Origin of the sequence: Streptomyces sp. NPDC047982 (genome assembly GCF_043204165.1) — a bacterium.
GTDB lineage: Bacteria > Actinomycetota > Actinomycetes > Streptomycetales > Streptomycetaceae > Streptomyces.
This window is the reverse complement of record NZ_JBIDBS010000001.1, coordinates 333,805-355,360: the sequence shown is the minus strand read 5'-3', so window position 1 is coordinate 355,360 and position 21,556 is coordinate 333,805. Positions and strand designations below refer to the sequence as shown.

Genomic DNA, 21,556 nt, shown 5'->3' with positions numbered 1-21,556 from the left:
GCGTAAGGCCGTGACGCCTCCGTGCGGCACCACCCGTAGCACCTCGCGCCACCGAGGTCGGCGGCGCCCGTCGAACGAGAACGGGCGCGCCGCCGACCCGGCGCGACGAGCGCCGTACGGGCGGAAGACCGGGTGGGCAAGCCGGTCGCACGGGCCGACCACCGCACACCAGGCGAGTCGCACGAGCCGACGACCGCACACCAGGCAGGGCGCACGAGCCGACGATCACTCGGCAGACGGGCCGCCGCACGAGCCGACGTCACACCAGGCGGGTCACACCGGCACGTGCACGGCCTCCACGCGGCTGATCACGTGCTGTTCGCGCTCGCGGTGCGTGGCCCGGGAGTGCAGCCGCAGGATCTGTACGACGCCGAGCGCCTCCAGCACGAAGACAGAGGCGAACGCGATCCGGTAGTCGTCACCGGTGCTGTCCAGCAGCACGCCTATGGCGAACAGCGTGGTCATCGAGGCGATGAAGCCGCCCATGTTGACGATGCCCAACGCCGTGCCCTGCCGCTCCGGCGGGTTCGCGGGCCGCGCGAAGTCGAAGCCGATCATCGACGCGGGACCGCAGGCGCCGAGCACCACGCACAGGACGATCAGCAGCCACATCGGGGCGTGGTCGCCCGGGAAGAAGATGACCGACGCCCAGAGCAGGGCCGTCACCGCGACCGTCCCCAGGGCCAGCGGGGCACGGGCCGCGTGGTGCCGGGCGATGACCTGCCCGTAGACCAGCCCGAACATCATGTTGGAGAGCACCACCAGGGTCAGCAGCTCACCGGCGGTGGAGCGGCTCAGCCCCTGTGCCTCCACCAGGAACGGCAGCCCCCACAGCAGCAGGAACACCATGGCCGGGAACTGCGTGGTGAAGTGCACCCACATGCCGAGCCGAGTACCCGGTTCCCGCCAGGCGGCGGCGATCTGCTTACGCACGAAGGCCGCACCCGCGTGCGTGACGGGCGGCGGCTCGTGCCCCTCGGGGTGGTCCCTCAGGAACAGCAGCAGGAGCACCAGGACGACGACCCCGGCGACGGAGCTGCCGACGAAAGTGGTGGTCCAGCCGAATCCGTTCAGGGCCCGCGCGATGAAGAGCGTCGAGACGAGGTTGCCCGCGACCCCGAACAGCGCGGCGACCTGGCCGATCAGCGGACCGCGCCGGGCCGGGAACCAACGGGCGCCCAGCCGCAGCACGCTGATGAACGTCATCGCGTCGCCGCAGCCGAGCAGGGCCCTGGACGCCAGCGCCATGCCGTAGGACGGCGAGAGCGCGAAGCCGAGCTGTCCGAGCGTGAACAGGACGGTTCCCAGGGCGAGGACCTTCTTGGTGCCGAGCCGGTCGACCATCAGGCCGACGGGTATCTGCATGCCCGCGTAGACGAGCAGTTGGAGGATGGAGAACGTGGAGAGCGCGGAGGCGTTGACGTGGAAGCGGTCGGCGGCGTCGAGTCCCGCGACGCCCAGACTCGTACGGAAGATGATGGCGACGAAGTAGACGGCGACCCCGATGCCCCACACCCGCACGGCACGTCGCCCGCCAGGGGGATCGCCGGGCAGGGGCAGGGTGGGAGCGGCGGCCGAACTCACCGGTCCTCACCCCTGACCAGCACCTTGACCCGGCCCACGTGACGCCGCACGACCTGTGCCGCGCCGTCCGCGTCACCGGACCTGATCGCCTCCAGCAGCTCGCCGTGCTCGGTGATGTTCGCGGCGATCCTGTCCGGATGCGCCTCCATGACGGCGACGCCCATCCTGAGCTGACGATCCCTCAACTGGTCATAGAGTCGGGAGAGAATGTCGTTGCCCGCGTTGCGCACGATCTCCGCATGGAAGCAGCGGTCCTTCACGGACACCGCGGCCAGGTCCCCGTCCCGGGCCAACTCCCGCTGCTCGTCGAGCAGTTCTTCCAGCCGCCCGATCAACCGCGCCGAGGCGGGCACGGCCTTGCGGGCCGCGAACTCCTCGACCAGCAGCCGGGTCTCCACCACGTCGGCGATCTCCTGCGCGGAGACGGCCAGCACGAGGGCGCCCTTCTTCGGGTAGAGCTTGATCAGCCCCTCGACCTCCAGCCGGAGCAGCGCTTCGCGCACCGGGGTGCGGGAGACCCCGACGGCCTCAGCGAGATGGCCCTCGGTGAGGAGCGTGCCGCCCTCGTAGCGGCGGCCCAGCACCGCTTCCTTGACGTGGGTGTACACGCGCTCGGCGGCGGGCGGCTGCTTGACCTCCCTCGTCGACTTGACCTCCCTCGTCGACTTGGCCGACTTCGCGGCGGTCTTCACGGTGGACTCGGTTGCGGGCGCGGCAGAGATCTTCACGACCGGGAGAGGGGAAGGCATGCACACATGATAGATACAACATGCGTACATCATGAAAATCGTCCAATCCGTGGAAACGACTGGCGGTCCCGCATGTCGGTCACGGAGGACGTGTGGGCCGTCGCCGTCAGCATCGCGCCCGTACTGGCGACGAAGGGCGAGCTGTCCCAGTCCCTCGAATCCCTCCCCGACCGCACGGGCCTCACCGTGCACCGGGTCAACGAGTGTCTGCGGTTCATGCGCAAGCACGCCTGCCTGCGCCCCCACGGCCTCACCCCGACGGCTCGCCCATCTACCTCCTCAATCACCCTTGCCCCTTCCCCGACACGCTCTCGACCCGAAATTGCCCCAGAAATCCCGGGAATCAGCGCATCCTTTCCCGCCTGCCGTGAGTCACATCACCGAGCGGCACCTTCATGTGGCCGCATTTCAGGGGCATTTGGGAGCACTCAAGTTGAAGATCGGCATTAAGGACATACACCGCGTTTCTGCCACTGCCACCGTGGCCCTCACCGCAGGTGCCGTCATCGCGGGCAGCGTGTTCGCCTCCACCGCACAGGCCGCCACACTGCCCACCCCCTCGATCACCGCCAAGGGCGGTTTCGTGATGAACAACGGGACCGGCAAGGCCCTGTACAGCAAGGCCGCGGACATCCGTCGCTCCACCGGTTCCACCACCAAGGTCATGACCGCCAAGGTCGTCCTGGAGCAGAAGAACCTCAACCTGGACTCCAAGGTCACGATCCAGAAGGCGTACAGCGACTACATCGTCTCCAAGGGCGCCTCGTCGGCCCGTCTGATCGTGGGCGACAAGGTCACGGTCCGCCAGTTGCTGTACGGCCTGATGCTGCCGTCCGGCTGCGACGCCGCGTACGCGCTGGCCGACAAGTTCGGCTCCGGTTCCACCCGTGCGGCGCGCGTGAAGTCGTTCATCGGCAAGATGAACGCGTCCGCCAAGTCCCTCGGCCTGAAGAACACGCACTTCGACTCGTTCGACGGCATCGGAAACGGCTCGAACTACTCGACGCCGCGCGACCTGACGAAGATCGCCTCCAGCGCGATGAAGAACTCCACGTTCCGCGCGATCGTGAAGACCAAGTCGACCAAGCAGAAGGTCACCACGAAGTCCGGTGGCTACCGCTACATGTCGTGGTCCAACACCAACGCGATGCTCGGCAGCTACAGCGGCGCGACCGGCGTGAAGACCGGCTCCGGCCCGACCGCCAAGTACTGCCTGGTCTTCTCCGCGACCCGCAACGGCAAGACGATCATCGGCACCGTGCTCGCCTCCACGAGCGCGACCACCCGCTCCGCGGACATGAAGAAGATCATGGACTACGGCTTCAAGAAGTAGCCCGGTCCGGCGTCACAGGCGCCGGCCGACGGCCCCGCACGTGGAGGGGCCCCGCGCCGTGCGGGGCCCCTCCACGCTTGCGTTCCAGGTTCGACGGGCACTGGCGGGCACGGAACTCTCCAGCACGAGATCCCGCCACGCGCGACATCGTCCGGTGTCCGGGGCCCGGATCAGCGCTCGGTTGATCCGGGTCCCGCAGGGGCCGGTGCCCTGGCGCCTGTAGGACCCACCGGTCGTCGCTCACCACTCCCTGGGGGCGATCAGCTCCTCCACGTCCGCGTCCGTGAATCCGTAGGCCGACGCGACGATCCAGAAATCCTCGGCGATCTCCTCGCGGGCGACCGTCTCGATCTCGCTCCCGGCTGCTTCGAACTCCGCCTCCAGAAGGTTGAACTCCTCCGTCGCGGCGTGGGTGAGCGCATACAGGGCCGTCAGATCCGACGGCTGCTCGGCCTCGATCCGCTCGCACAGCCGCAGCAGGATCGCCCTGCCCTTGTCGACGATGTGATCGGGGAAGTACGGGTCCTTGTACAGCAGCCTCAAAAACGCGTGCTCTGCTATCTGCTGGTTCGTGATCGGCATGGCGCCCCGCCCTTGTAAAAGCCCCGCCCTTGTGGAAGGGCTGGAAGAACTGACGTGCCGATCATGCACGACACCACTGACAACGCCGCACTGCTGACAACGCCGCACTGCCGCACGATGGCCCGACGTCTCCTCTTCCTGGGGTCCGGATGACGCCGAACGCATGCCGGAGCAGGCACCAACGAACCTCGCCTGCGCAGCCGAAGTCGGATCGGGGCGACGGTGCCCATCCCGTGGAAGACGCAGGCGGCCTCTTGTCGTAACGGCCGCAGTCGCGGCCGGGCGTGACGGTCGCGGTCAGGCTCCGCCGGCTGCGGGCAGCTCCGCATGGTCCGGCGTTCGAAGCGCGGCGCGTACCAGGGCGCGGCCTCTGGCAGCCGTACGGGAACGGATCGCGGTGTCGTGGTCGGAGCGGGGCCGGTCGGGTCCATCCACCGGAGCCGCGCAGTCGCGGCAGAGACCGTTGTCGCGGATCGGGCGGCGGCAGTCGTCGCACTCGGCCCAGCGGGGCAGGCCGGAGCCGGGCGGGGGCTGGGGCATCGCGTACCCGGGGAACGAGGGCTCGGGCGACGGGGGCAGTTTCCGGGTCAGGCGGTCGCGCAGGAACTCCCGGGCGCAGTACACACGCGCGGGCAACCCGTCCAGAAGGGCCCCGGCAAGATCACGCTGGTCGTACCCGCGCTCCAGCCAGGCGGAGACGAGCGGCGCCAGGCCGAGCGCCTCGACCGCACCCAGCCGCAGACGCCTTTCCGAACCGATCACCCGGAACAACGTGGCGACGGCCACGCCATGGGCCTGGGCAGCCGACGGATCGACATCGGCAAGGTCCCGACCGTCCCCGGGCCCGGCACCTGTTCCGAAGACCTCCTTGGCCGTGAGCACGTCGTCCCCAGCCGCGGACCGCTTGGGCACCACGGGCGCCCCCGACGCCACGGGCGGCTTCGACGCGGCGGGCGGCTTCGACGCGGCGGGCGGCTTCAAGGGCTCGCCCGTACCCGTCGTGGGTACGGGGGCCGCGTCGCCCGTACCCGCTCGCCGACGCCGACCGGGGAGGGAGGGTGTTTTCTTTCGGTTCTTTACGGGGTTGGAGCCCGCGCCACCGGAGGGCGGCTCGCCGGAACCCGGACGGTTGATACCCGGTACGGCCTGGCGGTTGATACACGAACCCGAACCCGGGACGGGCTGCTGCGGGGTGTCGTAGACATGAGCCTCGCTGACGAAAGTCCCGTCCTCGCGACGGATCTTGTGGACCCGGTAGTACCCGAAGGCCGTCAGCTCCCGCAGCGCCTTCGCCACCGCCAACCGACCCTGCGGACTCGAATCTGCCATCCGACGGCCGTCCTCGGACCAGCCGTCCGGACGGGAAAGAAGATCGCCCAGAAGACCACGGGCGGTGTACGACAACCGCCGGTCCTGCAACAACGTGTTGGGCAGAACGGCGAAACCGCACGTAAAATGGCTACGATGAATCTGCATGAGGAGCCCTACTCCTTGTGCCAGACCCCGGGGCGTTGGCCCGCCGCCGGGGTCACCTTATTGAGTTTCAGGGTCACAGAAAGTACCACGTTCGACACATTGGGTTGTCCCTCGCGTCAACACCCGGGGTTACGCTGCCGCCACTGCTCTTGGAGTCATCACCTCTCCCGCTCAAGCGGCAAGCTGGTCCGGCTCGTTGTCGAATGCTGGCCCTGGCTTCGAGTCCCGTCGCTGGTACGACTCCGGCGGCACCACCACGATCAAGTTCACCGGGTGTCGTGACAACGGCAGCAACAAAGTGGTGAACGTCCTTCTCCGCAAGGACACCGTCGGGCCGGACCCGTCCTACGTGAACGCCGCGTTCGCGAAGTGCTTCGAAAGCGGGTCCTCCACCTCTACCGGCAACTGGGATGACCACGGCTCCGGTGACTACTACTTTGCCGTGAACGTGGGCGCGGCCGGCCTGAACGTCTGGGTCAATTCGCTGGCTGTCTCATACTGATCGCATGTCGTTCTTGAGTCGCCCCCGCTAAAAGGGGGGCGACTCAAGCACCCCTCTTTTCTGCCAACGAGGTCCCTGAAATGCCCTTGTGCTACCAGTCCTGCACCTTCCGATACGCACGCCGTTCGCGCCCTGTGCTGGACGGACTTGATCTGAACTTCTCACAGGGCCATACCGTCCTTCTCGGACCGAACGGCGCGGGAAAGAGCACGTTGCTCACTCTTGGCGCAGGTGTGGAGCTTCCGAAATCTGGACATGTTCAATATGGCCGCCTCGATCCGGCCAATCGCAGGCATTTACGGGACTATCGACGCAGGATCTCTTGGCTCCCCCAACGCCCTAGCTTTCTTCCCGGGCTGACATGCCGGGAGCACGTTGCCTATGTCGGCTGGCTCAAGGGCATGGGGGAGCGTGACGCCTGGCACGCCGCTCCAGCGACACTCGAGCGGGTCGGGCTCATCGACAAGATCGACAACAAGATCAAGACGCTGTCGGGCGGACAACAGCAGCGGGTCGCCATCGCACAAGCACTCGTTCACGACGCCGAACTTCTGCTCCTCGACGAGCCCACCGTGGGTCTGGACCCGCACCAGCGTCGCCGGTTCCTGGACTTGCTGATCTCGCTTCGCGGGACGGTCAACGTGATCGTTTCGACCCACGACATCGGCGATCTCGACCAGGCATTCGACGAAGTCGTGGTACTGGAATCCGGGCAGTGCCGTTTTCGCGGGACGGTTGAGCAGTTCGCCTCGCACGCCGAACCCGATCACGCGCCCGGGCAGCAGCTGGTAAGTGCCTATTCGACCCTGCTCGGGGTGACGGAGTGAGGGTCACCCTAGCGGATCTGCGTGCCTCGTCGGCACCCTGGCTTGCCATACCCATCCTGCTCTACGCCGGGTTGTACATCACCGACGCCTCTCACACCGTCCCGTCCGAGTACGGCGTGGAGTCAGGTGAACTCGCAGGCTACGGCATGGCTGTAATCGCCCCCGCTATAGCCGGTGCCGCCGCATGGGAAGCCGGCCGCCACCGTCTGGCCGAAGCACTGCGCGCAGCCAGCACACGCAGCTTTCTACGCAAACTGATCCAGGCCACCACACCCGCCCTGGTACTCCTCCTGATCCTCGTCGCCGGATCCCTTGTTCTTGCTCGTAACGAGGTCGGAGTCTGGCCAGGAGGCGCAGGCTGGCTGGCTGTTGCGCACCTGATTGTGCTTCCTCTCGCCTGGCTGGGCATCGGCTGGTCGCTCGGGCTGATCATGCCCAGAAGCACTGCAGCGCCCATCGTCAGCATTGGCTGTTGGGCATGGCTTTCCATGCCGCATGCGACGTCCAACGCGACCGTGCGGCATCTCGGAGGATTCATCGACGGAGCTTCGACGGTGACCGACCTACGCAGCCCTGCCGCGTATCTCGTCCCGTGGCTGGTCGCTGCCGGGTTCGCGGTCGCTGCCCTGCTCCTTGCTCGGGTGCGGAAGCGCCCCGTCACAAGCGTGGTCGGGAGCGTCCTGGTCGCTTCCATTACGTTCACCAGTGGCCTGGCTCTGGTGAACGACTGGGGTTTTCACTCGCCCACACGAACCCGCACTGTCGCCCTGGTATGTATCGGGGACGCACCGAAGGTATGCGTGCCGCCGGAATACGAGCCCTATGCAGCGACACTTCACCGAGACGCGCTCACTCCGATCGGCCGACTGAAGGCTGCCGGACTGGAGCCTCCCGAGGAACTGCGCATCGCCTCCGCGAAGCAGCCCCTGCCGAAAGGAACGTGGCCTCTCTACTGGTCGCTTCCTTCTCCCGGTGCTGAAGGCGACATCCGCAGTCAGTACGCGGCTGACCTGGCAGAGTCAGCGGTGACAGGTGTTGCTGCGGCCCACGGTGTACGTGATTGCCGGCAACCAGGCTCTCTCACCGCCGCGTGGGCCGCCTTGGTGATAGGAGTGGACGAACTATCGATGAAGCAGGCAATGCTTGAGGCTGACTGGGCAGCCATCCAGAAGATCAGGCATCTGCCCCCTGCTGAGCAGGCCGACTGGTTCACCCGTAACGTGACCGCGCAAGATCACTGCGGGACTGTGATCCCATGAGGCTCTACACGATCACCGTGCGCCGTTGGTGGGCCGTCCTCGTGGCGATCAGTGCTCTCGTTGTGGTCTGCTGGTCACTCGGGACCACTGAAGTGCCAGTCCCGAGTCTGATCGGCGGCATGACGGGAGCGCGCCTCGCGTACTTCACTCCGCTTTTCGTCGTCGTAGCCACGTTGTACTGCCTCGAAAGACGGCTCAACCACGTGGAGAGTACAGCGGTGATCGGAATCGCCCGCCTCGACCTCGGCGCCGTACTGCTCGTTGTAGCCCTCGCCCATGCCGCCGGGTTGATAGTGGGAATGGACATTGCGCGCAATGTAACTCTCCTCCTTTCCTTGGCCCTTCTCATCCGGTGGTTCACGAACGAGGCTGCTGCCGCGATCGCAGGACTGATGTGCTTGATCGCCAGTCTTATGCTCGGCCGCACCTACCAACCCAGTGGCGAGGCGGGACACGCATGGTGGGCTCTGCCGCTCTACCCGGCCGACAGCTTCGCCGCATGGCTCGCTGCCACTGCCTCCTTGGCCGTCGTTACAGGTTTGGGTCTGGCAAGACGATCTCGTTAGGCGAGTGAAGTGCCAAACGCTGAGGGCCACACCGACGTTTCGATGTGGCCCTCAGCGTTGCAGGAAGGTCAGCTTCGGCTGCTGTCCTTCGGCAGCCCACCCTGGAATTCGCAGCCAGGGCACCCACCTCGTACCGCATCAGACAACGTTCGCCCTGCTCACGGCCTCGCGAAAGCGTTCGTCGGTGGCGCGCTTGTTCCGCCAGATGATGTAGCGCGGATCATGCCGCCCTGCTCGCTTCCGCCTTCAAGGACGACGCGCAGCCGGTCTTCTGCTGGACCCGGTACGCCGGTCACGGCCCCGGCCCGGAGCTGCTCGGCCACCCGCGTGCGGTGTGGAGCTCGGCTGCGGCACCGGCCGCGCCCCTCGCCCACCTGGCTCAGCACGGTATCGCCGCTCGGGGCATCGATCCGTGTCCCGTCATGGTCGAGAAGACCACCACGAAATTTACACGGGAGGCTCCGCGGGCAGGGCGATGCTCACGTACCGCTACGGCTACCGCCCCGCCCTGTGGGTGGTAGGCCGTTTCAGGTCAATGCGACCGAACCAGGTCGGCCCGGAAGGAGTCCCACGCGGCGGGCGCGACGATCAGGACCGGGCCGGCGGGGTCCTTGGAGTCTCGGACGGCGACGGAGCCCGGGACGTTGACAGCCACCTCCACGCATTCGCCGTGCAGTTCGCTGTAACTGGACTTCCTGAAGCAGAACTCAGTCATTCGCTCATTCCTTTGGCGATACTCGCGATGAACCGCGCCGAATCGTACGGCGACAGACTCCTGGCACAGGTGCGCGCGAACAACTCTGAGTACGCCGCGCTCTCCTCCACGCCTTCCACCCAGTTGGTGGTGCGCAGCCCATCCATGTGCACCACATCCACGGCGTCCACCTCAGCGAACGAGAGGATGTTGAAGGATCCGCCACTGCAGGGATTCACCTCCACCCGGAAGGGAAGCACCTGCACGTCGATGTTCGGCTGCTCCGCAAGCTCGCACAAGTGCTCCAACTGCCGCCTCATGACCTGCGGGCCGCCGACCATCTGGCGCAGCGCGGCTTCCCAGATCACTGCGTGCACACGTAGAGGCTTCTCGCCCCGCAGGCGCCGCTGCCGATGGACTCGTACATCAACGATACGCTCGATCTCGTCAATCTTGTCCGGCGAAACGGCCGGGACTGCAAGGGCTCTGGTGTACTCGGTTGTCTGGAACAGGCCAGGGATCAGGGCCAGTTGCCAGGTCCGCACCCTGAGCGCGACATCTTCCATCGCAATGTACTCGCGCAGGCTTCCCGGGGTGAGCGAGGTCGTCCACCAGCCCTTTGCCTTACGCCGCTCTCGGTCGAGCTTGGCCAGCCGAAGCAATCCCTCAACCACTTGCGGGTCATCGACGCCATATGCCCGGCAGAGCGCCGCAACGTCCGGATCTCTGACCGGAACCCACCCGTGTTCCATCTTGGCGATCTTGGCCGCCTGGGCACTGAGGGCAGCCGCAGCCTGCGTCTGATTCAGCCCTGCGGCCTCTCGGAAGGCCAGCAACTGACCGCCCAACTGGCGGGCGAGGACCGTAGAAACCCGATTCCCCAAGCCCGCACGCGCTTTTGACACCGTTCAACACCTCCCGTGCGCGCTCAGTCTGCACCGGCGTAGCCGAGCAGTCACAATCACCCGTTGGAGATAAATATCTCCAAGCAGGTTGTGCCGCAACTTGCGATTCACTACGTTCAGTGCCCGACCGCTCACCCAGCGGCGTACCCATCGGCGGAAGCGCACCGCCCTGCCCGTTCGCGCAGGCGCGGCATGCCACCGCCCGCACCCGAGGGAGCTCGCGCCCATGACCGCAGCCCAAGAGGTTCCGACGCCCGGACCCGGCCCGACCGGCCCCGTGCGGGCCTGCCCCGTGCCGTTCTGTCCCGGGCCCGACTGGTCCACCCCCACCGGGTCCGGCCCCGTTCTCCGCGAGGACCGGCTCGACTACACCCCGCACCCCCACAACATCGCGTTCAGCCGCCGGCGCGCCGCCCGGCTCGTCGCGGAGTGGGGGTACCCGGAGCTGTCCAGCGACGCGGCGCTGCTGGTCAGCGAGTTGGCGACCAACGCGCTGCTGCACGGCGCCGTGCCCGACCGGCTGTTCCGGGTCCGGCTCGCGCTCATGCCCGGCCTCCTGCGGATCGAGGTCAGCGACGCGTGCGACGAGCGGCCGACCGGGGCCGGGGCGCGTGTGGGTGCCGGTGACGAGACCGGGCGCGGGCTGCTGATCGTCGACCGGCTGGCCGACCGGTGGGGCGCCGAGTCCCGTACCGTCGGCAAGACCGTCTTCGCCGAACTCGACCTCGCGGCAAGGGACATGAAGACGCCGGGGGGGGGGGGGGGGGGGGGGGGGGGGGGGGGGCCGGCCGGGGGGGGGGGGGGGGGGGGGGGGGGGGGGGGGGGCGGGCGGCGGGGGGGGGGCGGGGCGGCCCCCCCCCCCCCCCCCCCCCCCCCCCCCCCGCCCCCCCCCCCCCCCCCCCCCCCCCCGCCCCCCCCCCGGCCGCCCCCCCCCCCCCCCCCCCCCCCCCCCCCCCCCCCCCGGCGGTGAGTGAACCGTAAGGCTGTCGGGCCCAGGTGATCAGGCGCTCGATTCACGTGGCCGCCGAAGCGCCTCGATCACGAGGGGCGCGACGAACACGTCGTCCGAGGACGGCTTTCGGCCTCGCCGTCCGCGAAGAACGCTCAGTCGAGACAGAACTCGTTGCCTTCGATGTCCTGCATCACGATGCACGACTCGTTTTCTTCATCGGCATACAGCACCTCCACGCACACCGCGCCGAGCGCGATCAGCCGATCGCGTTCGGCCTCAAGGGTGGCCAGGCGCTCCGCGCCCACGAGCCCGGTGCCGGCCCGCACATCGAGATGCACCCTGTTCTTGGCGACCTTCCCCTCGGGAACGCGCTGGAAGTACATGCGCGGGCCCTCGCCCGTGGGATCGGAGCACGCGGCCCATGAACCCTCCCCCTCGGAAGGCAGCGTCACGGTGTACCCCAACACCTCGCACCAAAAACGAGCCACGCGCTCGGGTTCCGCACAGTCGAAAGTGACCTGGAACTTCTTGACCGATGTCATTGGACCACGTTAACAACCCGCCGCCGAGGCCCGGTTCCCGGTGAGGATCGGCATATTGGCCGGCGCATGAACGGCAATCGGCCCCCGCTGCTCGCCCCACGCCGTGCCGGCACGGGTTGTCGCCTCGCGCGGCGATGAAATCGTCAGCTCCCCCAGTTGACGGAAACCTCAGCTCTCCCAGTCGACGGAAACCACCGTCCCGTCCAGGGCCGACTTGACGGCGAGTATTTGATCACTGAGATCGGGTTCAAACACGTAGTCCAGAACGACGGGTGACCCATCGGACAGGTCGCTCAGCCACACGCCGACACCACTCAGGCGCATGGCGGCGACGAAGGAATCGGCTCCGACCGCGTCGCCGGCCGCGTCCCGTACGAGACGAGCGACCGTCTCGCTGTCTTCAAGCGCCTCGACGTGGAAGTCGATGAAGTAGCGGTCCTCACGCAGGTACGTGCGCAGCGCCGCGCGAGCCGCTGTGTCGAGAGCCGACAGGCCGGTGATGCATGCCGCGCATCCGTCCAGTTCTTCGGCGTCCGGCTCGCTGGACGGCCCGGCCCACAGCCGGACCTCCACCTCACCGTCCCCAAGTCGTGAGGTGCTTTCCCAGACGACATCCACGCCATCCAGCGCGCCTGTTTCCACGCGCCCGAAGTAGGCATGCTCCATGGCTTTCACGAAGGACCACCGACCTCTTTCCGCGCCGAATGCGAGCGATTCTCCGGATCGGTCCACCGTAGCGGGGGCCTCTGACAGCGGCAGCCGACGCCCGGGGGCTCCGACGGAGTTGCGCCCGTGACAGGGCCCGAACGGAAAGTGGGTCCGCGCGAACTCCGCGCGGACCCACCTCATACCGCTGAAGGCACCCGTGCTGCCGAAGGCAGGCGTACCGCCGAGCCCCCTACGCCCAGGTGATCAGGCGCTTCGGCTGCTCCAGGATCGCGGCGACGTCCGCCAGGACCTTGGAGCCGAGCTCGCCGTCGACCAGGCGGTGGTCGAACGACAAGGCCAGCGTGGTGACCTGACGGGGCTTCACCTTGCCCTTGTGGACCCACGGCTGGAGCTTGATCGCGCCGACCGCGAGGATCGCGGACTCGCCGGGGTTGAGGATCGGCGTGCCCGTGTCGACGCCGAAGACGCCGACGTTGGTGATCGTCACCGTGCCGCCCGCCATGGCGGCGGGGGACGTCTTGCCCTCGCGCGCGGTGGCCACCAACTCGCTCAGCGCGGCGGCGAGTTCGGGCAGGGTCTTGTCGTGCGCGTCCTTGATGTTCGGCACGATCAGGCCGCGCGGGGTGGCGGCGGCGATGCCCAGGTTGACGTAGTGCTTGCGCACGATCTCCTGGTTCGCCTCGTCCCAGGCGGAGTTGATGTCCGGGTTGCGGCGGATCGCGACTAGGAGCGCCTTGGCGATGATCAGGAGCGGGTTGACCCGGACCCCCGCGAGGTCCTTGTCCCCCTTGAGCTCCGCGACCAGCTTCATCGTCCGCGTCACGTCGACGGTCACGAACTCCGTGACGTGCGGCGCGGTGAAGGCGCTGCCGACCATCGCCTGCGCGATGGCCTTCCGTACGCCCTTGACCGGGATCCGGGTCTCCCGGGCACCCGCGGCGGACGGTTCCTCTCCGGAGACGGGAGCGGCGGCCGGGGCCGGAGCGTACGCCGCCGGGGCGGGCTCGGGCTCGGCAGCCGTCGGCGCCGCCGCGGCGACCGGCGGCTGTGCGGGCGCCTGGGCCGTTACGGGCGTGGCCGCGGCGTGCACGTCCTCGCGGGTGATGATCCCGCCCGCGCCCGTCGGGACGACCGTCGCCAGGTCGATGCCCAGGTCCTTGGCCAGCTTGCGCACCGGCGGCTTGGCCAGCGGCCGGCTCTCCCGGACGGCCGCCTTCGCCGCAGGGCCCTGGCCGTTCAGCTCGCCCTGCACCGCGGCCGCCGCGGTCGGGGCGGCCGTACGGGCCGCCGCGCCATCGCCCTTGCGGGCGCGCCGCTTGGTGGACGTCTCGGCGACGCCGTACCCCACCAGGACGGGCTTACGGCCCGAGCCCGTCGCGGGCTCCGAAGGCTCGGGGGCCGGCTCGGTGACCGGCTCGGCAGCCGGTGCGGGCGCGGCCGGAGCCTCGCCGCCCGGCGCCACGTCCACCGCGATAATCACCTCGCCGACGTCGACGGTCGTGCCCTCGGGGAAGCGCAGCTCGTGCACCACCCCGTCGAACGGGATCGGCAGCTCCACGGCCGCCTTCGCCGTCTCGACCTCGCACACGACCTGGCCGTCGGTGACGGTGTCACCGGGCTGGACGTACCACTTGAGGATCTCGGCCTCGGTCAGACCCTCGCCCACGTCGGGCATCTTGAACTCGCGGACGCGAGCGGCGCCGGCGGCGTTGGAAGTGTCGGTCGTCATCGTTGTCACGCCCCAGTTCTCAGTACGCCAGCGAGCGGTCGACGGCGTCGAGCACACGGTCGAGACCCGGCAGGTATTCGTCCTCCAGTCGCGCCGGCGGGTACGGGGCGTGGTAGCCGCCGACCCTCAGCACCGGTGCCTCCAGGTGGTAGAAGCACCGCTCCGTGATGCGGGCGGCGATCTCGGCCCCGGAGCCGTAGAACACCGGCGCCTCGTGGACGACCACGAGCCGGCCGGTCTTCTCGACCGACGTCTGGATGGTGTCGAAGTCGATCGGGGACATCGAGCGCAGGTCCAGGACCTCGATCGACCGGCCCTCCTCCTGAGCCGCCTCGGCCGCCGCCAGGCAGACCTTCACCATCGGCCCGTACGCGGCGAGCGTGAGCTCGGAGCCGGTGCGCGCCACGGCGGCGCGGTGCAGCGGGCCGGGGATGGCGTCGGTCGCGACCTCGCCCTTGTCCCAGTAGCGGCGCTTCGGCTCGAAGAAGATGACCGGGTCGTCGCTCTGGACGGCCTGCTGCATCATCCAGTACGCGTCGCTCGCGTTCGAGGGCGAGACCACCTTCAGGCCCGCGACGTGCGCGAACAGGGCCTCGGGGGACTCGCTGTGGTGCTCGACCGCGCCGATGCCGCCGCCGTAGGGGATCCGCACGACGACCGGCATCTTGACCTTGCCGAGCGCGCGGGCGTGCATCTTGGCGAGCTGCGTGACGATCTGGTCGTACGCGGGGAAGACGAAACCGTCGAACTGGATCTCGACGATCGGCCGGTAGCCGCGCAGGGCCAGACCGATGGCGGTGCCGACGATGCCGGACTCGGCGAGCGGGGTGTCGATCACCCGGTCCTCGCCGAAGTCCTTCTGGAGCCCGTCGGTGATCCGGAAGACACCGCCCAGCTTGCCGACGTCCTCGCCCATGATGAGGACCTTGGGGTCGGTTTCGAGGGCCTTGCGCAGCGACTCGTTGAGCGCCTTCGCGATCGACATCTTTTCCACGGCCATGGCTACTTGCCCTCCTCGGCGTCCGCGAACGATGCCTGGTACGCGGCGAACTGTGCGCGCTCCTCGTCGACGAGCGGGTTCCCGTCGGCGTAGACGTGGTCGAACATGGCCATCGGGTCCGGATCGGGCATCGACCGCACCGCCTCCCGCACGCGCTTGCCGAGGGCCTCGCTCTCGGCCTCCAGCTCGGTGAAGAACGCCTCGTCGGCGGCGCCCTCCTTCTCCAGGTACGTGCGCAGCCGCAGGATCGGGTCCTTGGCCTCCCACGCGGCGCGCTCCTCGTCCGCCCGGTACTTCGTCGGGTCGTCGGAGGTGGTGTGCGCGCCCATGCGGTAGGTGAACGCCTCGATGAGCATGGGGCCCTCGCCCCGCCGGGCCCGCTCCAGCGCCGCCCTGGTGACGGCCAGACAAGCGAGCACGTCGTTGCCGTCGACCCGGACCCCGGGGAAGCCGAAGCCCTGCGCGCGCTGGTAGAGCGGGACGCGGGTCTGCTTCTCGGTCGGCTCGGAGATCGCCCACTGGTTGTTCTGGCAGAAGAAGACGACCGGGGCGTTGTAGACCGCGGAGAACGTGAAGGACTCGGCGACGTCCCCCTGGCTGGAGGCGCCGTCGCCGAAGTACGCGATCACGGCCGAGTCCGCGCCGTCCTTGGCGATGCCCATGGCGTAGCCGGCGGCGTGCAGGGTCTGCGAGCCGATGACGATCGTGTACAGGTGGAAGTTGTTGCTGTTGGGGTCCCAGCCGCCGTGGTTCACGCCGCGGAACATGCCGAGGAGGTTGGTCGGGTCCACGCCCCGGCACCAGGCGACGCCGTGCTCGCGGTAGGTCGGGAAGACGTAGTCGTCGTCGTTCAGGGCCCGCCCGGAGCCGATCTGAGCGGCCTCCTGACCGAGCAGCGAGGCCCACAGGCCCAGTTCGCCCTGGCGCTGGAGGGCGGTGGCCTCGGCGTCGAAGCGGCGGGTGAGGACCATGTCCCGGTACAGACCGCGCAGTTCCTCCGCGGTCAGGTCCACCTGGTAGTCCGGGTGCTCCACGCGCTCGCCCTCGGGCGTCAGCAGCTGTACGAGCTCGAGCTCGGAATTCCGCGGGGCCCTGGCGGACGCCTTGGCCGGCTTCTTCGCGGTCGCCTTCGCAGGCGCCTTGGCGGTCGCCTTGGTGGGCTTGTTCGTGGTCGTCTTCACGGCGCTGGTCCGCTTGCTGCTGCGTCGCGGTGTGCGCGCGGCAGTGCTCTCCACGGTCACGTGCGTGCTCCTCCGTCGGTCCGGCCCCCGGGGTCTGCCGGGAAGCCAGTGCGGCTCGCCTGCGCCCGTACCCGTGCACGGGGTGGGTGCCGCTCGGTTCGGGAGACAGGCGTGACAGGTGCCCCGGCGAGCGCCCTGTCAAAAGCACGTTACCCAGTACGCCGCATAACTGCGAAACCCTATCTGACCTGCGATTTTGCTTGGATTTCCAAGTAAATCGAAAAAGTCGGGAACTCTCGCTGGTCACAGCGCCGGGAACAGCCTTGTGGGCTGCCGGAACACCGGCACGTTATCCCGCCGTTCGGCGGCAGGGAAGGGGTGAGTGTGTGAGACTTCGTTTTGTGCGCGAACAAGGAAAAATCACCGTTTTTCTGCTGGACGACCACGAAGTGGTCCGGCGCGGGGTCCACGAATTGCTCTCCGTCGAGGACGACATCGAGGTGGTCGGCGAGGCCGGTACGGCGGCGGACGCCCTCATCCGCATTCCCGCCACCCGGCCCGACGTGGCCGTGCTCGACGTGCGACTGCCGGACGGGAGCGGGGTGGAGGTCTGCCGGGAAATCCGCTCCCAGGACGACGGCATCAAGTGCCTGATGCTGACCTCGTACGCCGACGACGAGGCGCTCTTCGACGCGATCATGGCGGGCGCCTCGGGATACGTGCTGAAGGCGATCCGCGGCACCGAACTGCTGAGCGCGGTACGGGACGTGGCGGCCGGGAAGTCGCTGCTGGACCCGGTCGCGACCGCCCAGGTGCTGGAGCGGCTGCGCGAGGGCAAGAAGGGCGGGGGCGACGAACGGCTCGCCTCGCTCACCGAGCAGGAGCGCAAGATCCTCGACCTCATCGGGGAGGGCATGACGAACCGCGCGATCGGAGAGCGGCTGCACCTCGCGGAGAAGACCATCAAGAACTACGTCTCCAGCCTGCTCTCCAAGCTGGGCATGGAACGGCGCTCGCAGGCCGCCGCGTACGTGGCCAGGCTCCAGGCGGGCAAGCGCTGAGCGGCCCGGCAGCCGCCCACCCCCGCCCCGCGCGTACCGGTCGCCGGTGATCCTCCGGTGGCGCCTCGGTGACCCCTCGTCGAACCCTTGAAGCTCCCCGGTGATCCAGGTGATCCATCGACGTCCCCTTGGTGATCTTCGGGACTTTGGTCCCGGGGCAACCGGGGCAGGGGCCTCTTCCCGCCGCCACGGCGATGCCGGGAAAGTGGGCGCATGCCCTCTGAGGATCTCCACGCGCTCGAACTGCTCGGCCGCGTCGCGTACGGCCGACTGGCGACGAGCATGCGGGCCCTTCCGATACTGGCCATGGCCCGTCACATCGTGGCCGACGGCCGGGTCATCCTGCGGATGCACGAGGGCCTCGGCCATCACGGCGCCTGCGACGGCACGGTGGTGGCGTACGGGGCGGACAACTACAACACCGCGCCCTCGGCGGACGACGGCGAGCTGTGGTCCGTCCAGTTCACCGGCCCCGCGCAGATCGTGCACCCGACCCCCGGGCAGCGTGAACGCTTCGGTTCCGCGCCCGCCCTGGTCAACGGGGAGCCCTTCGCCCCGGCCTACCTCGCGGTCGCCCCGCACTTCGTCACCGTGCACACGCTCGGCTTCCACACACGCTCGGCTTCCACACACGCTCCGGACTTTCACACACGCTCCGGACTTTCACGCAAGTCACCCGATCCGCAACACAGCGTGATCTAACATCTGGCGGGTGCCGCGCTCATCTGTACCCCTTTCACCCGTTTCTCCGGATCCGTCGGTTCTTGCCGCCGCTCCGTCGGTTCTGGCCGCCGCTCCGTCGGTTCTTCCTTGCGCTCCGGCGGCCGTTCCCCGGGCGGTCGTGTGCCGTCCGGTCCCCCGTCCGGCCGTACCGCGTCCGGCCCCGAACCGCCCGAGCGGAGCGGACCGCCCGGCGGCGAACCGTGCGAGCGGGACGGACCGGCCCGCCCCGAGCCGCCCCGCCGGGCCGCGCCCGCCCGTGCCGCCGGTCGAAGAGGTACTGCGCCGCTACCCGGACGCCGGTGCGCCACTCGCCTGCAAGCCCGTCACACAGGGTCTGCTCAACCACGGCTACCACGTCTCGACCACGCGCGGCTCCTACTTCCTCAAGCACCACCTCGACACCTCCACCGGCGACCGCGCCACGATCGTCCGCCAGCACCGCGCCACCCAGCGCCTCCAGTCGCTCGGTCTGCCGGTCGCCCCGCCCGTCGAGGACGTCGAGGGCGACACGGTCACGGAGATCGGCGGCCGGTGCTACGCCCTCCACCCCTGGGTCGACGGGCTGCACCGGACCGGTGACCAGCTGACCCGTGCCGAGTCGCGGCGGCTCGGCGCCCTGCTCGGGACCGTGCACACCGGACTGAAGCAGGTCATGGGCGCGGCCGCGGAGCCTGCCGGGCGGTCCGGCGGACACCCGAGCCCGGACCCCGTCGACACCTTCGCGCTGATCGACGAGTTGCTGGCCGCGGCGCGCGGGCGGCGGCGCCGCGACTGCTTCGACGAACTGGCCGAGCACCGCCTGCTGGAACGGCGCGCCCTGCTGGAACGGTACGCGGACCGACGGCCGCCCGCCCCCGACGTCCCGGCCACCGGCTGGGTGCACGGCGACTTCCACCCGCTGAACGTCCTCTACCGGGGCACGGACCCGGTCGCGATCCTCGACTGGGACCGGCTGGGCGTCCAGCCCCGCGCGGAGGAGGCGGTGCGGGCGGCGGCGATCTTCTTCGTGCGGCCGGGTGGTGAGCTGGAGCTGACGAAGGTACGGGCGTACGCGGGGGCCTATCGGCGGGCGGCCGGGGCGGGGGCGGCCGAGCTGGCCGCGGCGGTGCACCGGGTGTGGTGGGAGCGGCTCAACGACTTCTGGATGCTGCGCTGGCGGTACTGCCTGCACGACCGGAGGGCCGACCCGCAGTTTCCGGCGGTGTCGGCCCTGGTGGTCTGGTGGACGCGCGAGTACGAGGCGGTGGGCGAGGCGTTCATGGGGTGACCTCGGCGGACCGCTCACGGTGAGGCCGCGCATCCCCCGTGAAGTCCGGCGGCCTCCTGCGGAGCCGCCCCGGGCCCATGTTGGGCCACTCCGGGCTCGCGCTGAGCGTCTCTGGGCTTACGCGGGGCCGCCCCGGGCCGGGAGGTCATCGACCCGGGGCGGCCCGGACGGTCACTGACCGGTACCCGTCGAGGCCCCCAGGGGACCGGAGGCGTTTCCGCCCGGCCCGGCCGTGCTGCCGGTACCGCCGTCGCCGCCCGCGGTGCTGCCGTCCGTGGTCCCCGTACCACCGTCGTCGCCCGCGGTGCTGCCGTCCGTGCTGCCGGTACCACCGTCGTCGCCCGCGGTGCTGCCGTCCGTGGTCCCCGTACCACCGTCCGCCGCCCCCGTACCGGAGTCGGTGTTGCCGCCCGTCGCCGGGGTCGACGGCTCGCCGGAGGACGGGTCGTCCGGCTCGCTCGACCGGGGCGGCGGGGAGTAGGGCTGGCGGGGCCATGTGCCCTGCTGGCCGCCGCTGGAGTTCTCCGGCTTCTGGTTCTGCTCCGTCTCCTCCTCCTTCGGCTTCTGCGAACTCTTCGGCGAGGACGTCGAGCTGGAGGCCGGGAGCGGCTGCTTCTTTCGCTGGTCGTCGCCGTTGCTCGCGGCACTGACCGCGAGGGCCACTCCCGCACCGATGGCGATCAGCGCGAACACGACGAAAAGCCACAGCTTGCCGCGCCCGCCACCGCCCTGGTGCCCGCCCTCGTAGCCGCCGTCGTCCGGGTTCATCGGCGGCAGGATCGGCCCCTGCGAGGTCTCGCCGTGGCGGGGGTGGTTCATCGCCATCGTGCCGCCGGTGACGCCCATGGGCGGAGTGTGCCCGCCCTCGAACATCGTGGCCGGGCCGGTGTTCCACATACCGGTGTGCCCGCCCTGCGTCTGGAGCATCTGCAGGCTGTACTGGATGAGTCCGCGCATCTCCTCGGCGCTCTGGAACCGGTCGTCCGGGTCCTTCGCCAGCGAGCGCATGACCAGCCCGTCCAGCTCCGGCGGGGCGGCGTCCAGCACCTGCGACGGCGGGACCGGCATGTCCTGCACATGCTGGTACACGACGGACAGCGGGGTCTCGCCCGTGAACGGGGGCCGCAGCGCGAGGAGTTCGTACAGCAGGCAGCCGGTCGCGTAGAGGTCGGAGCGGTGGTCGACGGCCTTGCCCAGCGCCTGCTCCGGGGAGAGGTACTGGGGCGTGCCCATGACCATGCCGGTCTGCGTCATCGTCGACTGAGCGCCGTGCAGCGCGCGGGCGATACCGAAGTCCATGACCTTGACCGCGCCCGCGTTCGTGATGATCACGTTGGCGGGCTTGATGTCGCGGTGCACGATGCCGTGCTGGTGCGAGTAGGCGAGCGCCTCCAGCACCCCCGAGACGATGATCAACGCCTGCTCGGGCGGCGGGGCCTCGGCGCTGAGCAGCAGATCGCGGATGGTGCGGCCCTCGACGAGCTCCATCACGATGTAGGGGACCGTCTGGCCGCCCACGACGTCCTCGCCGGAGTCGTACACGGCGACGATCGCGTGGTGGTTGAGACCGGCCACCGACTGCGCCTCGCGCGTGAACCGAGCCTTGGAAACCGGGTCCTCGGCGAGATCGGAACGCAGGAGCTTCACCGCGACCGTGCGTCCCAGCCTGACGTCCTCGGCCGCGAAGACCTCTGCCATGCCGCCCCGGCCGAGGCGGTGGGTCATCCGGTAGCGCCCGTCACCGACGACGCCGCCGATGCCCCAGGAGTCGGTGCCATCCGAGACTCCGCCGCCGTTTGCTTCGGAATCGGGTGCCATCAGTCCTCGCCGTCGTATCTGTCCGCGCGTCCGCGGATTCTCACGGTGTAGTGCCGTGAGGGGCACTAGCTGCATTGCCACGTCACGCTACAGCCTTTGGCGGACACACCGTTCCCGAGCGCGACCGGTCGGCGAAC

General features: G+C 69.1%; 20 protein-coding genes and 2 pseudogenes. 10 read left to right on the top strand and 12 right to left on the bottom strand.

Features of this window, described 5'->3' with window-relative positions; genetic code table 11:
• Positions 1 to 273: 273 nt before the first annotated feature.
• Both ACGF2V_RS01575 and ACGF2V_RS01570 read right to left on the bottom strand, forming a co-directional pair.
• Positions 274 to 1,584 (bottom strand): MFS transporter, encoded by a 1,311-nt coding sequence (locus ACGF2V_RS01575; protein WP_362708860.1) that lies wholly within the window; start codon positions 1,582 to 1,584, stop codon positions 274 to 276.
• A complete protein-coding gene (locus ACGF2V_RS01570; protein ID WP_362708862.1) occupies positions 1,581 to 2,333 on the bottom strand; it encodes a GntR family transcriptional regulator in 753 nt (250 codons plus the stop codon). Before ACGF2V_RS01570 ends, ACGF2V_RS01575 begins: the two co-directional genes overlap by 4 nt.
• 433 nt (positions 2,334 to 2,766) lie before the next feature.
• Here ACGF2V_RS01570 and ACGF2V_RS01565 point away from each other — a divergent pair, with 433 nt between their 5' ends.
• Positions 2,767 to 3,666 (top strand): serine hydrolase, encoded by a 900-nt coding sequence (locus tag ACGF2V_RS01565; RefSeq protein ID WP_362619570.1) that lies wholly within the window; start codon positions 2,767 to 2,769, stop codon positions 3,664 to 3,666.
• A gap of 240 nt (positions 3,667 to 3,906) precedes the next feature.
• Here the strand turns inward: ACGF2V_RS01565 and ACGF2V_RS01560 are convergent, their stop codons facing one another.
• On the bottom strand, positions 3,907 to 4,248 hold the full coding sequence (locus tag ACGF2V_RS01560; protein ID WP_362619567.1) for a DUF5713 family protein: 342 nt from the start codon (positions 4,246 to 4,248) through the stop codon (positions 3,907 to 3,909).
• Between the two features lie 297 nt (positions 4,249 to 4,545).
• The gene (locus ACGF2V_RS01555) at positions 4,546 to 5,577 is read right to left on the bottom strand and encodes a hypothetical protein (protein WP_362708865.1); all 1,032 of its coding nucleotides are present in this window, start codon (positions 5,575 to 5,577) and stop codon (positions 4,546 to 4,548) included.
• A 343-nt stretch (positions 5,578 to 5,920) separates the two neighbouring features.
• Here ACGF2V_RS01555 and ACGF2V_RS01550 point away from each other — a divergent pair, with 343 nt between their 5' ends.
• From ACGF2V_RS01550 to ACGF2V_RS01530, 5 genes and pseudogenes are all read left to right on the top strand, one after another.
• Positions 5,921 to 6,226, top strand: a complete 306-nt coding sequence (locus ACGF2V_RS01550; RefSeq protein ID WP_362708867.1) for a hypothetical protein — start codon at positions 5,921 to 5,923, stop codon at positions 6,224 to 6,226.
• Between the two features lie 134 nt (positions 6,227 to 6,360).
• Positions 6,361 to 7,053 carry an ATP-binding cassette domain-containing protein gene (locus tag ACGF2V_RS01545; protein WP_362708869.1) on the top strand — a complete coding sequence of 231 codons (693 nt, stop codon included), beginning with the start codon at positions 6,361 to 6,363 and terminating at the stop codon, positions 7,051 to 7,053.
• Positions 7,054 to 7,124: 71 nt separating this feature from the next.
• Positions 7,125 to 8,312: a hypothetical protein gene (locus tag ACGF2V_RS01540; RefSeq protein WP_392910348.1), complete on the top strand. Its 1,188-nt coding sequence runs from the start codon at positions 7,125 to 7,127 to the stop codon at positions 8,310 to 8,312.
• Complete coding sequence (locus ACGF2V_RS01535) at positions 8,309 to 8,878, top strand: hypothetical protein (protein WP_362708874.1); 570 nt, start codon at positions 8,309 to 8,311, stop codon at positions 8,876 to 8,878. The genes ACGF2V_RS01540 and ACGF2V_RS01535 overlap by 4 nt, the downstream gene beginning before the upstream one ends.
• 230 nt (positions 8,879 to 9,108) lie before the next feature.
• A pseudogene (locus tag ACGF2V_RS01530) lies at positions 9,109 to 9,327 on the top strand (methyltransferase domain-containing protein); the annotation flags it as partial.
• A gap of 83 nt (positions 9,328 to 9,410) precedes the next feature.
• Here the strand turns inward: ACGF2V_RS01530 and ACGF2V_RS01525 are convergent.
• Positions 9,411 to 9,593 (bottom strand): DUF397 domain-containing protein, encoded by a 183-nt coding sequence (locus ACGF2V_RS01525; RefSeq protein ID WP_362708876.1) that lies wholly within the window; start codon positions 9,591 to 9,593, stop codon positions 9,411 to 9,413.
• On the bottom strand, positions 9,590 to 10,477 hold the full coding sequence (locus tag ACGF2V_RS01520) for a helix-turn-helix transcriptional regulator (RefSeq protein WP_362708879.1): 888 nt from the start codon (positions 10,475 to 10,477) through the stop codon (positions 9,590 to 9,592). The genes ACGF2V_RS01525 and ACGF2V_RS01520 overlap by 4 nt, the downstream gene beginning before the upstream one ends.
• Before the next feature lie 226 nt (positions 10,478 to 10,703).
• Here ACGF2V_RS01520 and ACGF2V_RS01515 point away from each other — a divergent pair, with 226 nt between their 5' ends.
• Complete coding sequence (locus tag ACGF2V_RS01515; protein WP_392910343.1) at positions 10,704 to 11,447, top strand: ATP-binding protein; 744 nt, start codon at positions 10,704 to 10,706, stop codon at positions 11,445 to 11,447.
• Between the two features lie 134 nt (positions 11,448 to 11,581).
• On the opposite strand, the gene ACGF2V_RS01510 is transcribed toward ACGF2V_RS01515, so the two are convergent.
• From ACGF2V_RS01510 to pdhA, 5 genes are all read right to left on the bottom strand, one after another.
• Positions 11,582 to 11,971, bottom strand: a complete 390-nt coding sequence (locus ACGF2V_RS01510; protein WP_362708884.1) for a VOC family protein — start codon at positions 11,969 to 11,971, stop codon at positions 11,582 to 11,584.
• A gap of 168 nt (positions 11,972 to 12,139) precedes the next feature.
• Entirely contained in the window at positions 12,140 to 12,646 is a 507-nt protein-coding gene (locus ACGF2V_RS01505) for a DUF2004 domain-containing protein (protein ID WP_392910340.1), read from the bottom strand.
• A 223-nt stretch (positions 12,647 to 12,869) separates the two neighbouring features.
• Positions 12,870 to 14,369, bottom strand: coding sequence for a dihydrolipoamide acetyltransferase family protein (locus ACGF2V_RS01500; RefSeq protein WP_392910337.1), 1,500 nt, complete (start codon positions 14,367 to 14,369; stop codon positions 12,870 to 12,872).
• A 19-nt stretch (positions 14,370 to 14,388) separates the two neighbouring features.
• A complete protein-coding gene (locus ACGF2V_RS01495) occupies positions 14,389 to 15,369 on the bottom strand; it encodes an alpha-ketoacid dehydrogenase subunit beta (protein ID WP_362708890.1) in 981 nt (326 codons plus the stop codon).
• Between the two features lie 2 nt (positions 15,370 to 15,371).
• Positions 15,372 to 16,610 (bottom strand): pyruvate dehydrogenase (acetyl-transferring) E1 component subunit alpha, encoded by a 1,239-nt coding sequence (pdhA, locus tag ACGF2V_RS01490; protein WP_362708892.1) that lies wholly within the window; start codon positions 16,608 to 16,610, stop codon positions 15,372 to 15,374.
• A 341-nt stretch (positions 16,611 to 16,951) separates the two neighbouring features.
• Here pdhA and ACGF2V_RS01485 point away from each other — a divergent pair, with 341 nt between their 5' ends.
• The 3 genes and pseudogenes from ACGF2V_RS01485 to ACGF2V_RS01475 all read left to right on the top strand — a co-directional run bounded on the left by ACGF2V_RS01485 (position 16,952) and on the right by ACGF2V_RS01475 (position 19,601).
• Entirely contained in the window at positions 16,952 to 17,611 is a 660-nt protein-coding gene (locus ACGF2V_RS01485; protein WP_362619693.1) for a response regulator transcription factor, read from the top strand.
• A gap of 213 nt (positions 17,612 to 17,824) precedes the next feature.
• Positions 17,825 to 18,220, top strand: a pseudogene (locus ACGF2V_RS01480) (pyridoxamine 5'-phosphate oxidase family protein); the annotation flags it as partial.
• A gap of 370 nt (positions 18,221 to 18,590) precedes the next feature.
• Positions 18,591 to 19,601, top strand: a complete 1,011-nt coding sequence (locus tag ACGF2V_RS01475) for a phosphotransferase (protein ID WP_362708894.1) — start codon at positions 18,591 to 18,593, stop codon at positions 19,599 to 19,601.
• Positions 19,602 to 19,772: 171 nt separating this feature from the next.
• Here ACGF2V_RS01475 and ACGF2V_RS01470 read toward each other — a convergent pair whose 3' ends face one another.
• Positions 19,773 to 21,419, bottom strand: a complete 1,647-nt coding sequence (locus ACGF2V_RS01470; RefSeq protein WP_362708896.1) for a protein kinase — start codon at positions 21,417 to 21,419, stop codon at positions 19,773 to 19,775.
• Positions 21,420 to 21,556 lie beyond the last annotated feature (137 nt).